This window comes from Thermosipho affectus, assembly GCF_001990485.1.
In the GTDB taxonomy this organism is placed as follows: domain Bacteria; phylum Thermotogota; class Thermotogae; order Thermotogales; family Fervidobacteriaceae; genus Thermosipho; species Thermosipho affectus.
Genome location: NZ_LBFC01000022.1, coordinates 38,670 through 51,243, shown reverse-complemented (window position 1 = coordinate 51,243; position 12,574 = coordinate 38,670). Strand labels below are relative to the sequence as shown.

At 31.6% G+C, this 12,574-nt stretch carries 14 protein-coding genes and 1 tRNA gene; 10 read left to right on the top strand and 5 right to left on the bottom strand.

The window, feature by feature from the left end; all coding sequences use genetic code 11:
• Window position 1 precedes the first annotated feature (1 nt).
• The 9 genes from XJ44_RS07100 (at window position 2) to XJ44_RS07060 (ending at window position 8,349) form a co-directional block, all read left to right on the top strand.
• Window positions 2-1,321 carry a hypothetical protein gene (locus XJ44_RS07100; protein ID WP_077198533.1) on the top strand — a complete coding sequence of 440 codons (1,320 nt, stop codon included), beginning with the start codon at window positions 2-4 and terminating at the stop codon, window positions 1,319-1,321.
• A 12-nt stretch (window positions 1,322-1,333) separates the two neighbouring features.
• On the top strand, window positions 1,334-2,050 hold the full coding sequence (locus XJ44_RS07095) for a hypothetical protein (protein WP_075666290.1): 717 nt from the start codon (window positions 1,334-1,336) through the stop codon (window positions 2,048-2,050).
• Between the two features lie 91 nt (window positions 2,051-2,141).
• Window positions 2,142-3,140, top strand: coding sequence for a type I glyceraldehyde-3-phosphate dehydrogenase (gene gap / locus XJ44_RS07090; RefSeq protein ID WP_077198532.1), 999 nt, complete (start codon window positions 2,142-2,144; stop codon window positions 3,138-3,140).
• Between the two features lie 66 nt (window positions 3,141-3,206).
• On the top strand, window positions 3,207-4,415 hold the full coding sequence (locus tag XJ44_RS07085) for a phosphoglycerate kinase (RefSeq protein WP_077198531.1): 1,209 nt from the start codon (window positions 3,207-3,209) through the stop codon (window positions 4,413-4,415).
• On the top strand, window positions 4,415-5,158 hold the full coding sequence (gene tpiA, locus XJ44_RS07080) for a triose-phosphate isomerase (protein WP_269844026.1): 744 nt from the start codon (window positions 4,415-4,417) through the stop codon (window positions 5,156-5,158). Before XJ44_RS07085 ends, tpiA begins: the two co-directional genes overlap by 1 nt.
• A 49-nt stretch (window positions 5,159-5,207) precedes the next feature.
• The gene (locus tag XJ44_RS07075) at window positions 5,208-5,798 is read left to right on the top strand and encodes a response regulator (protein ID WP_075666287.1); all 591 of its coding nucleotides are present in this window, start codon (window positions 5,208-5,210) and stop codon (window positions 5,796-5,798) included.
• Window positions 5,785-6,210, top strand: a complete 426-nt coding sequence (locus tag XJ44_RS07070; protein WP_075666286.1) for a potassium channel family protein — start codon at window positions 5,785-5,787, stop codon at window positions 6,208-6,210. The genes XJ44_RS07075 and XJ44_RS07070 overlap by 14 nt, the downstream gene beginning before the upstream one ends.
• Window positions 6,207-6,866 (top strand): potassium channel family protein, encoded by a 660-nt coding sequence (locus XJ44_RS07065; RefSeq protein WP_075666285.1) that lies wholly within the window; start codon window positions 6,207-6,209, stop codon window positions 6,864-6,866. The genes XJ44_RS07070 and XJ44_RS07065 overlap by 4 nt, the downstream gene beginning before the upstream one ends.
• Before the next feature lies 1 nt (window position 6,867).
• Window positions 6,868-8,349, top strand: a complete 1,482-nt coding sequence (locus XJ44_RS07060) for a TrkH family potassium uptake protein (protein ID WP_077198529.1) — start codon at window positions 6,868-6,870, stop codon at window positions 8,347-8,349.
• On the opposite strand, the gene XJ44_RS07055 is transcribed toward XJ44_RS07060, so the two are convergent.
• From XJ44_RS07055 to XJ44_RS07035, 5 genes are all read right to left on the bottom strand, one after another.
• The gene (locus XJ44_RS07055; RefSeq protein WP_077198528.1) at window positions 8,339-9,457 is read right to left on the bottom strand and encodes a MalY/PatB family protein; all 1,119 of its coding nucleotides are present in this window, start codon (window positions 9,455-9,457) and stop codon (window positions 8,339-8,341) included. The two genes, XJ44_RS07060 and XJ44_RS07055, sit on opposite strands and share 11 nt — an antisense overlap.
• Window positions 9,450-9,818, bottom strand: a complete 369-nt coding sequence (queD, locus tag XJ44_RS07050) for a 6-carboxytetrahydropterin synthase QueD (RefSeq protein ID WP_077198527.1) — start codon at window positions 9,816-9,818, stop codon at window positions 9,450-9,452. Before queD ends, XJ44_RS07055 begins: the two co-directional genes overlap by 8 nt.
• Before the next feature lie 67 nt (window positions 9,819-9,885).
• Window positions 9,886-9,962, bottom strand: a tRNA-Pro gene (locus XJ44_RS07045).
• A 26-nt stretch (window positions 9,963-9,988) separates the two neighbouring features.
• Window positions 9,989-10,864, bottom strand: a complete 876-nt coding sequence (locus XJ44_RS07040; protein WP_077198526.1) for a cation diffusion facilitator family transporter — start codon at window positions 10,862-10,864, stop codon at window positions 9,989-9,991.
• On the bottom strand, window positions 10,857-11,147 hold the full coding sequence (locus XJ44_RS07035; protein WP_231450368.1) for an ArsR/SmtB family transcription factor: 291 nt from the start codon (window positions 11,145-11,147) through the stop codon (window positions 10,857-10,859). Before XJ44_RS07035 ends, XJ44_RS07040 begins: the two co-directional genes overlap by 8 nt.
• A 143-nt stretch (window positions 11,148-11,290) precedes the next feature.
• Between XJ44_RS07035 and purB the strand changes: the two genes are divergently transcribed.
• Window positions 11,291-12,568, top strand: a complete 1,278-nt coding sequence (gene purB / locus XJ44_RS07030) for an adenylosuccinate lyase (protein WP_075666279.1) — start codon at window positions 11,291-11,293, stop codon at window positions 12,566-12,568.
• Window positions 12,569-12,574: the final 6 nt, after the last annotated feature.

Genomic DNA, 12,574 nt, shown 5'->3' with positions numbered 1-12,574 from the left:
AATGAAAAAGTTTTTGTTTATTTTGATTATTTCTTTTCCCGCTTTTTTATTCGCCGTAAAATTTTCTCTAACATATGAAAATTCCCTATACAACGGAATAAAATACTTTTCAAATACCTTTATACCTGAATTTTCCTACACAAACAATAATTTTTCATTCATGGCATCTATGAAATTGTCAAATGACGGGAAATTTCTCCCATTTTATCCACAATTTTATGGGGATTATTATATAAAAATAAAAAATGCTGGCATTGTAATTACTCAAAATAATCTAAAAATCAAATTCGGAAATTTCGAAGATTACGACGTGATAGATTCACCTTATTCCCTATTCATATCCTCCCTCGGCCATTCAAAACCTGAAGCATCAATAAAATATGAAGATTCTAATTTTCTATACGAGTCAAGGTATATACTAGCAACATACAACAAAAATGGTTTTATTGACAAAGGCATTAATTTAAAATATTACGCTATAAAAATCCATAACTTTACATTTGGATTTGAAGAAGCAGCAGTATATGTTCATAGAATATTTGATTTTGAATATTTTTCCAATCCCTTACCAAACTTTTTTATACAAATCTATAGAATAAACAACATATATGGAAATTCATTTAATGATAACAGTTTAATGGGGTTTTTTGCAAAATATAAAAGTAAGTACTATAACTTATACGGACAGATTTTAATAGATGACTTTAACGCAAACAGGTTTTTTAATCCAGAACACAATACAGTAGACAAAATAGCCTGGTCTTTTGGAAGCACTTTAATGCTTGAAAAGATAAAATTAAAGATTTTTCATGCAGGGGCAACAAAATACACATTTCAACCATCTAGCATCGATGAATCAAGTAACGCATTTTATTATGGTTATACATATTACAACACGTTGGAGCTTAACAACTTTCCCATAGATTATCAAGATATATACATTGGATACAAATATGGAGAAAATAATCTTGCTTTTATGATAGAAGCAGAATACATAGACAAAATAAAATTAAACACCGCAATTGAGTTGGTAATCTCTGGAACAAAATCACCAATAAATCCTTGGACAGACAAAGACACATTTGATCCAAATTTTAATTTGCTTAACGAATCCAAACTTGAAAAAAGTGTATTTTTACATTTCAGTGTCCTTAAAAAATTTGATATAATTAGTTTAGGATTTAACTCCAAAATTGGAAAGATATTTAATGTTTTAAAGAAAGTGGATGCAAACGATGCAAATGGCTTACCATACTTTGCCCCCTCAAATGAACAAAAAAACATCTTAGAACTAAGTATATTTTTTAAAATTGAAATATAAGGAGGAAAAACAATGAAAAAGATCTTTATTACACTTTTAACTTTGATTACAATATTAGCTTTTTCAGATACTATAGTTCTCAAAGATGGCAGTCAAATAAAAGGAGAAATACAGACTATCAATTCAAATATTATAAGCATTAAATCTATTGTAGGGCAAATTGTATCGTACACAGATTTGATAAAAGAAGTATATTTCGATGAAAGTGCTACTCCAATAGCTGGCGCATGGATCGAACCAAACGAAAATGAATGGATCAATATTCCCGGAAAACTCACAAAGTTTGATGGAAATTCAGGCACTGTACTTCTACCAAATAACGGAACATTTGTGTTTTCAAGTAGAGATGCTATTAAATACTCCAATTTTGTAGAAACACAAAAAAATACTGAAAACAAACAGTATACATCCATTATCCCAGGGAAAACTGATAAATTAAAAATTACTTTAAAAACAGGAGGAACATTTAGTGCAAACTTTTCTTCAAGACTTGGTGACGTAATCACATTCACCGTAGAAAAAGGTATTATATCCATCCCAACCAGCTTAATTAAATTAATAATTTACCCTGAAAATACAAAATACAACATAGTATTTACATTAAGAGATGGCGCGAAAATACACGCAAAGATACTTAAATTTGAATCTAATAGTTTTTTAATTGAAACGGCAGTAGGTGTAATGTTTGTAAACCCAGAAAATATCCATACCATAGAATTTTTATTCTAATTGTAACAAAAATTTTATTGAATTTGTAGATTGGATGTCAAAAAAAGATAGTAAAATTTTTCACGAGGACCATGAAAAAAGGAGGGAAAACATGAGAATAGCCATTAACGGATTTGGAAGAATTGGAAGGTTAGTACTTAGGGAACTCATACGCCGCAATAGCGACATTGAAGTTGTAGCCATTAACGATTTAACCGATGCAAAAACATTAGCTCATCTTTTCAAATATGATTCGGTACACAAGATTTTACCCAACGAAGTAAAAGCAACAGAAAACTCCATTATTATTGATGGTAAAGAAATCAAAATATTTGCTGAAAAAGATCCAGAAAATCTTCCATGGAAAGATTTAGGAATTGACGTTGTAGTCGAATCTACAGGTGTATTTAGAAAAAGAGAAGGAGCAGAAAAGCACATCAAGGCAGGTGCAAAAAAAGTTGTTATTACCGCTCCCGCAAAAGGTGAAGATATTACAGTAGTTTTAGGCTGTAATGAAGAACAATTAAAACCTGAGCATGCAATTATTTCATGTGCATCTTGTACAACAAACTCTATAGCAGCTATTGCAAAAGTAATTAACGATGAATTTAAAATTGTAACAGGTCATCTTATAACAGTTCACTCATATACAAATGACCAGAGAATACTTGATCTTCCACACAAAGACTTAAGAAGGGCAAGAGCTGCTGCTATAAATATTATTCCTACAACAACAGGTGCTGCAAAAGCCGTTGCTTTGGTTGTTCCAGAATTGAAAGGAAAACTCGATGGTATGGCAATAAGGGTACCAACACCAGTTGGTTCACTTACAAACTTAAGTATAATAGTTGAAAAAGAAACTACCGCAGAAGAAGTAAACGAAGTCGTAAGAAAAGCAACAGAAGGCAAATTAAAAGGTATTATAGGATACAATACTGAACCAATAGTAAGTGGAGATATAGTTGGTACAAGATATGCAGGAATCTTTGATTCTACCCTTACAAAAGTAATGGATGGAAAATTGGTAAACATTTTCTCTTGGTACGACAATGAGTACGGATACACTTGTAGAGTCGTAGATACACTAGAACTTGTAGAAAAAATGTTATAATCTATTCCATTTTTAATACCAATGGGGGCAAAGCTGCCCCCATTGTTAAAAGGGAGGGAAATATCAATGGAAAAAATGACAATCAAGGATTTAGATTTAAATGGTAAAAAATTAATTATGAGAGTAGATTTTAATGTCCCTTTAAAAGATGGAATCATAACAGATGATACAAGAATTGTAGAGGCACTACCTACAATAAAATATGCAATTGAAAATGGAGCATTAGTTATTCTTTTGTCACATCTTGGAAGACCAAAAGGTGAAAGAAAACCTGAATTTTCACTTAAACCTGTTGCTCAAAGACTCAGTGAACTACTGGATAAAGAAGTAATATTTGTTCCAGAATTATACGGTGAACCTGTAAATAAAGCAATTGCAAATGCAAACCCTGGAGATATTATTCTTCTTGAAAATACCCGTTTTGATAAAGGTGAAACAAAAAATGATCCAGAACTTGCCAAAAAATGGGCTGAGCTTGCAGATATACACGTAAATGACGCCTTTGGAACAGCACATAGAGCACATGCAAGTAATGTCGGCATTGCCCAATACATCCCAAGTGTAGCAGGGTTTTTAATGGAAAAAGAAATAAAGTTTCTTTCCAAAGCAACATCAAATCCAGAAAAACCATACGTAGTAATTCTCGGTGGTGCAAAAGTTTCAGACAAAATAGGTGTTATAACCAATCTATTAAACAAAGCCGACAAGATTTTAATCGGTGGAGCAATGATGTTTACTTTCTTAAAGGCGCTTGGAAAAGATGTTGGTTCCTCATTGGTTGAAGAAGACAAATTAGATCTTGCAAAAAAAATTCTCGATTCTGCAAAAGAAAAAGGAGTAGAATTTATATTACCCGTAGATGCCGTATGCGCACAAAAAATAGAAAGTGGTGTTGAGAAAAAAATATTCAAGATTGATGAAGGCATTCCAGAAGGTTGGATGGGCCTTGATATTGGTCCAGAATCAATAAACCTCTTTGAAGAAAAAATAGCAAATGCAAAAACAATTGCATGGAATGGACCTATGGGAGTATTTGAAATTGAAGACTTTGAAAATGGAACAAAAGAAATAGCTCTTGCTATCGCAAATGAAACTGAAAAAGGAGCAACAACAATTATTGGTGGTGGTGATAGTGCAGCAGCTATATCTAAATTTAAATTAAAAGATAAAGTCTCACATGTCTCAACTGGAGGTGGCGCATCTCTTGAATTCCTAGAAGGAAAAGAACTACCTGGTATTGCAGCTATAGCTAATAAAAAAAAAATAGAAGATTAATTCTTGCAGGTAATTGGAAAATGAATAAAACTCCTTCTGAATCCATGCATTTTGCATCTATATTACTAAATGGGTTTGCAAAAATGAAAGGATTTGATGTAATAATAGCACCAACATTTATATCAATTCCTGCTGTATATGAAATATTAAAAGATTCAAACATAAAACTTGCAGCTCAGAACATGTATTCTGAAGATGAAGGTGCATTTACAGGAGAAATTTCTTGGAAAATGCTTAAAGATGCTGGTGTAGAATACGTTATTTTAGGTCACAGCGAAAGAAGAAATATCTTTAGAGAATCCGATGAATTAATCAACAAAAAAATATTAAAAGCCCTAGAAGTTGGTTTAAATCCCATCTTCTGTGTGGGCGAAAAATTAGAAGAAAGGGAAAATAATCTTACATTTGCTGTTATTGAAACACAAATAAAAAAAGGACTAAAAGGAGTTAAGGATATCGAAAAAGTAATAATCGCCTATGAGCCGGTTTGGGCAATTGGTACGGGTAAAGTTGCAACTCCACATCAAGCACAAGAAGTGCACAAATTTATAAGAAACTTGATTAAAGAAATGTACGGTGATGAAGCCTCAGAAAAGATAAGAATATTGTACGGTGGAAGTATTAAACCAAATAATTTCTTTAAATTAATAATACAACCAGATATTGATGGTGGTTTAGTGGGTGGTGCAAGTCTAAAAGAAAGTTTCATAGAACTTGGCAAAATAATGAAAATAGTGATATAATAAAAGCTAGGGGGATTCCCCCTAGTTTCTTTTTTTAGGAGGGTACCTAATGAGAAAAATACTCATTATTGATGATGAAAGAAATGTAAGATTGCTTATAGAGAAATTTTTAGATGAATATGAAATTGATTCACTCATTAGTGTAGAGGAAGCTTTAAAAAAGATCGTGGAAAATAAAGTAAAGTACGACCTTATTATCACCGATTTAAAACTTCCAGGAAAATCAGGCTTGGAATTAATTAGGGAATTACGCAACAACGCATACGAGTGCCCTATTTTAGTTGTATCTGCATATGTAAAACCAGAAATATTATCTGAAATTTTTAAATATGACAAAGTAGATTTTCTTTCAAAACCTTTTACAAAAGATGAATTAACAAAAAAAGTAAAAAGTTTAATCGAAGAGCAAAAAGATTCATTTGATAAAGCATTAAGAAATGCAAATAAATATTTAGAATTAGGAGAATTAAACAAAGCAGAAAAAATGATAAAACAAATGTTTTACATACTTCCTTCTTCGCCTATTCCACATTATTTGATGTACGAATTACTAAAGAAAAGGGGAAACATTAGTCTTGCCGAAAAACATTTAAAAGCCGCAAAAGCCCTTGATGAGGAGGAAAACAATGAAAAAAATTGACGAACTTTACCTTGTAATAATTGGCTGTGGTAAAGTTGGCGGTAACGTGTCAAGTATTGCATCTTCTATGGGACACAGTGTAGTTGTAATTGATAAGGAAGAAAGCTCATTTGAAAATTTATCACCAGATTTCACGGGATTTTCTATTGTGGGTGATGCCACTGAAAAAGACGTACTTGAAAATGCCAAAATAAACAAAGCAGACTATGTCTTGGTGCTTACTCACGACGACAATACAAATTTTCTTATTTCTTTAATGTGCAAATATTATTTTGGAGCAAAAAAAATAATTACGAGGGTCTATGATCCAGATAATGTAAGTTTATTTCAAGAGTACGATATTGAAATTATTTCTCCAACTCTACTTATAATTGGTGAATTAAAGCGAATATTGGTTGGTGATTTGCTATGAAAGTTGTCATAATAGGTGGCGAAAAAATCGCATACTTTATGGCAAAATCCTTTTCAAGTAAAGGATATAAGACATATTTGGTAAATAAAGACCAAAAAGTATGTGAGGATTTTGCACGTGATTTAAAAGCAATAGTAATACACGGAGATGCAACAAAAAAGAAATTACTAGAACAACTTGATATAGAAGAAGAAGATATAATCGTAGTTTTAACAAACAAAGATAAAGAAAACCTAATAATAACCCAATACGCCAGAAAAATATTCGGAGTAAAAAACATAGTAACTCTAGTTAACAATCCAGACAATATAGAACTTTTTGAAAAATTGGGAATCACAGCAGTTGTAAGTACAACTACCATGCTGCAAAAGGCAGTAGAAAATCTTCTTTTTGGAAAAGAACTTGAAGAATTTCTTTCAATTGAAGAAGGAAAACTATCATTTTTGAAAGTAGATATCCCTGAAACCTCTAAAGCTGTTGGAAAATACTTAAAAGATTTAAATCTTCCACACGAATGTGTAGTGGGAGGAATTCTAAGAAAAGGAGAAGTTATAATTCCACACGGTAACACTCAAATAAAAGCAAATGATAGACTCTATATTGTAGGTCTTCCAACTGCTCAAACTGAAATATTAAATATATTAACGGAGGAATAAAATGCCAAAAAAATCAGAACAATACAAGGTCATTATATACAACGTTGGTTTAATATTAATGTACTATACAATAATTATTCTTTTCCCCATTTTTTTGGTACTTTTCTATCCAAATGAAATGATAAATATCTTTGGATTTGTATTTCCTGCTTTCTTCTCGTTTATTTTGGGTTATACTCTTTTTAAAATATCAAATATTTCTTCTCAACAAACTGTGACTGTTAGAGAAGGTGCTGTAATTGTTCTATTTACATGGCTTTCAGTTGTACTAATCGGTTCTATACCATTTATGCTTATTGAACATTTAACCTTCTCACAAGCTGTTTTTGAATCTACCAGTGGTTTTACAACAACTGGATTGACTATGTTTACAGATGTCACAAATGTTTCAAAAATGATTTTAGTTTGGAGAAGCTTTATGCAATTTATAGGGGGAGCAGGCTTTGCACTTATAATGATGGGCTCAGTAATAGGTCCCAAGGGGTTTGGTTTATACCATGCAGAAGGAAGAGTTGATAACATCGCTCCCAATATAAAAAGATCAGCTAGAATAATTTCATTGATATACGTCTCTTACGCTATAATAGGTACCATACTATTAGATATCTTTGGAATGCCACTTTTCGACGCATTTAATCATTCTCTAACAGCACTTGCAACGGGTGGTTTCTCTGTTAGAAATGGCAGTATAGGTGAATATAATAATTTGTCTTTAGAAATAATTATAATAATTCTAATGTTTTTAGGTGGTACGGGGTTTGGTGTTCATTATGTACTATGGAAAGGAAATTTCAAAGCCTTGATCAAAAATGGAGAGCCCTGGCTTATGCTTTCAACAATTTTCCTAACCTCTACTCTAATTAGCATAAATGGATTTGGAAAAATATTTAACAGTTTTTCAGAAGGATTTAGAGAATCAATATTTCAAACAGCATCTGCAATAACTGGTACTGGTTTTTCAACTGTCGATTTAACTAATCCCACGTGGATTAACTTTGGGCTTGCAATGTTTATTTTAACCTCACTAATGATGGCAGGTGGTGGTATGGATTCAACTGCCGGTGGATTAAAACAGTACAGAATTTGGGTAACTATAAAAGTGGTAATACATTCTATAAAAGAATTTCTTTTACCTTCTAAAAGTGTTACTAAAATTTTTGCATGGAAAGGTCAAAATAAAAATACCATTACAAATGACGATATAAAAGAAATATTTTTAGTATTTTCTATGTATTTTTTCACATTTTTTATAGGTAGTATAATATTATCCACTTATGGCTATGACTTAACAAGTTCCATGTTTGAATTTGCATCTGCAATGAATGGTGTAGGTTTATCCGTGGGCATAACAAAACCAACAATGCCACTTGGTGCAATGTGGACATTAACAATAGCAATGTTTACAGGAAGACTAGAATTCTTAGTAATCATATACGCAATCGCAAAACTTGTCGTGGATCTAAAAGAAACCATTAAAAAATAGTTTTGATCCTATTCAACGCCTCTTTCAAAATTTCTCTGGAGGTAGCAATATTCATACGTTGATATCCTTCACCACCTGGCCCAAATTCTACCCCATCGTTCAACCATACTCCTGCATTCAATAATTTTTGGTGAGGATTTTGAATTCTTCTAAAATCAATCCACATTAAAAATGTTCCTTCAGGCAAATTAACATCTATATTTAGTTCTTTCTCAAAAAATTTTTTAACAAATAAAGCATTTTCATAAATATAATCTAATAATTTATCCAACCAATGTCTTCCCTTTGTATAAGCAACTTCCGTCGCAACAATGGAAAAAATATTGGAATGTCCTAAATGCTGTAATTCAATTATCCTTTCAAACCTATTCCTTAAAAGCTTATTTGGAATTATCGCATTTCCAGACTGAAGTCCTGCAATATTAAAACTTTTGTTTGGTGAAGTAAGGACAATTGTATTATTATAGAATTTTTCATCTATACTTAAAAAGACCCTGTGTTTATTATTAAAAATAATATCTGCATGAATCTCATCAGAAACTACAATTATATCATTTTTCAAGCAGATTTCTCCTAACATTTCTAACTCTTCTTTCTTCCAAACTCTTCCAACGGGATTATGTGGACTGCATAATATTAACATTCTAACATCCTTATCTATTTTTCTCTCCAAATCCTCAAAATCCATTTCATAGTAGCCGTTTCTTTCGATTAAATTATTATACACAATTCTTCTACCAGAGTTTACAACCACTTCATAGAATGGTCTATATACCGGTGGCTGGACAATAACCTTTTCTCCCGGAAGCGTAAAAGCCTGTATTGCAAATGAAATACCTGGTACAACGCCTGGGACAGCAACAATCCAATCTTTTTTTATTTCAAAATCATGATATTCTTTAAACCATGTTATTACAGCATTGTAATAACTATCAGGTCTAAATGTATATCCGAAAACTCCATGCTTTACCCTTTTCAAAATAGCCTCTTTTATTTCTTCTGAAACTTCAAAATCCATATCTGCAACCCAAAGAGGTATTATATCTTCTCTTTTAAGATCCCATTTATATGAATTAGTTCCCCTTCTATCAGGTATCTTATTAAACATCTAAATTCCTCCTTAACGTTACATAAGATGTAGGTGTTTCATAAAGTTTTACTTCATATAAAAAATACCTATCTGTCTTTAACTTTTCTGTCAACCTTTCCCATATCCATTCTGCAATATTCTCCGCACTTGGTTGCTCAATAATATCATTAATGTATGAATGATCCAAAATGTTCAATACATTTTCTTTTACTATGTTTTTCAATTCAATAAAATCAATCACCATTCCTTCTTCGTCTTTTTCACCAGCTACTGTAACTATCAATTTATACGTATGTCCATGCAATCTTTCACATTTCCCATGATACTTTACCAAATTATGTGCAGCATCAAATGTAAATTCCTTTGTAACAAGAAGCAAACTATCACCCCTAACATTTATTTTATCATTTTTAACAAAAAATGCCTCCTTATAAAGGAGGCATATTTGGTCTGGGCGGCGGGATTTGAACCCACGACCTCCAGATCCCGATTCTGGCGTTCTAGCCATCTGAACTACGCCCAGACACCGTAACTATTCTAACATATCAATCAAAAATCTGCAATGCAATTTTCATTACACTCTTTAGATTCTAGTTGAATTGTAGAATGAAAAAAACCATTCTTCTTTAACAACCCTTTCATTTCTCCTAGATATCTATCGTATTCTTCTCCCTTTACCTTTACATGAGTTTCCAAATAAAGGGTATGACCATCCAAAGACCAAATATGTAAGTGATGTACATTTTCGACAAAATCGAATTCTTCCAATAATTTTTTTACTCTATCTAAATCAACTCCTTCAGGAATTCCCTGCATAACTATGCGAATTGATTCTTTCAGTATATGAATTGATTCAAAGATTATATAACCTGCAATAACAAAAGTAATTATAGGATCAAGTATCCAAAGATTATAATATTTCATTATATAACCAGTTACAATAATACCAATTGAAGAAAACATATCACTGAAAATATGCAAAAACGCAGATTTCAAGTTTAAATTTTCTTTTCTATGTGCAAATAACAAAGCTGCGGTAAAAAGATTACCAAATAATCCAATATATGCTATCACTAACATAACTAATGTATTTATTTCACTGGGATATACCAATTTTTTCACACCTTCTAATATAATTGTAAAGGAAATGGAAAGTAAAACAACTATATTAATAATTGATGCAACTAACTCTGAACGTTTATATCCATATGTATACTTTCTATCTCTTGGCTTTTTGGAAATCTTCCTTGCAAAATAACTCGTTAAAAGCGCACCTGTATCACTTAGATTATGCAACGCATCTGACACAAGTGCCAAACTACCTGAAATTAGACCTCCAATTACCTCCGAAACTGTGATAATTAAATTAAAACCAACAGAAAAAGCTAATTTTTTTTCTACTATATCGTGACTATGTCTATGCATTTTTACTCCCTCCAAACTCTTGTATATGCTCTATCGCATACTTAATAATCACAACAATATGTTCATCATATAACCTATAGTATACATTTCTTCCAATCTTTTTGTACCTTACAAGATTGGTCTGCCTTAAAATTCTCAATTGATGCGAAACAGTTGATTGAGTTGAATTAGTTATTTTTTGAAGTTCAGTAACATTACATTCCTTTTCAGAAAGTGCAAGTAAAATTTTCAGCCTAGTTTGATCGCTTAGCACTTTAAAAAATTCAGACAATTCATATATCATATCATCACCTCTATATATGAATAATTGTTCATATATATTATACATCAAGTGATGTTTTCTGTAAAGATTTACTTAAAATTATCATATTAAGTTCTAATTAATGATATACTTTATACGTAAAAAAATGTGTGGGGGGGTAACAGATGGTAGAAAGATATGCTCTTGAACCTTTAAAATCTCTTTGGTCTTTAAAAAGTCAGTATGAAAGATGGTTAGAAGTAGAACTATCGGTTATACGTGCCTATGAAGAATTGAAAATAGCACCAAAAGGAACGTATGAAAAAGCTAAAAAAAATGCTTACATAAACGTTGATAAAATTTTAGAGGTAGAGAAAGTAGTTGATCACGACGTAATCGCCTTTATAAAAGTAGCTACGTCAAAAATGGGTGAAGAAGCAAAATTTTTCCATTTTGGACTCACTTCCTCTGACATAGTAGATACTGCAAACAGTCTTGCACTTGTTAGAGCGACAAAGTTAATTATAGAAGAACTTAAAAAGTTGTCAGAAATACTCCTAACTAAGGCATTAAACTTTAAAGATCTACCAACTATTGGTAGAACGCACGGTGTCCATGCCGAACCTACATCATTTGGATTAAAATTCCTCTCTTGGCATGCAGAAATCGAAAGAAATATAAAAAGATTGGAATTTGCCATGAAAGAAATTTCTATAGGTAAACTTTCAGGTGCTGTGGGAAATTATGCAAATATTGATCCAGAAATTGAAAAATTAGCCCTATCTTTCCTCTCTCTAAAACCTACAAAAGTTGCAACTCAAGTAATTCCAAGGGACGTTCACGCATTTTTAATTGAAGTTTTTGCATTAGTAGCAAGCGCTATTGAAAGAATGGCAGTTGAAATCAGACATTTACAAAAAACAGAAACATTAGAAGTGCAAGAACCGTTTAAAAAAGGACAACGAGGCTCTTCTGCCATGCCACATAAGAAAAACCCAATTTTATGCGAAAGACTCACTGGTATGTCCAGAATAATAAGAAGTTATGTTAATGCGGCACTTGAAAATATAGTTTTGTGGCATGAAAGAGATATTTCCCATTCATCTGTTGAAAGATATATGTTTCCAGATTTAACAACAACATTATACTATATGGTTATAAAAACACAAAAACTAATTGAAGACCTAGTAATTTATCCGGAAAACATACAAAAAAACATAGAAATTACAAATGGGTTAGTTTATTCGCAAAGGGTTTTATTAAAACTTGTGGAAAAAGGCTTAACTCGAGAAGAAGCGTACAAAAAAGTTCAAGAAATAGCACTTTATTGTTGGGAAAATAAAACTTCTTTTAAAGATGCCGTCAAGAAAAAATTTAACCTAACTGAAGATGAAATTAAAGAAATATTTGATCCAAAATATTACCTAAGAAATGTTAATAAAATTTTTAAAAGATTTCAATAAAAGGTC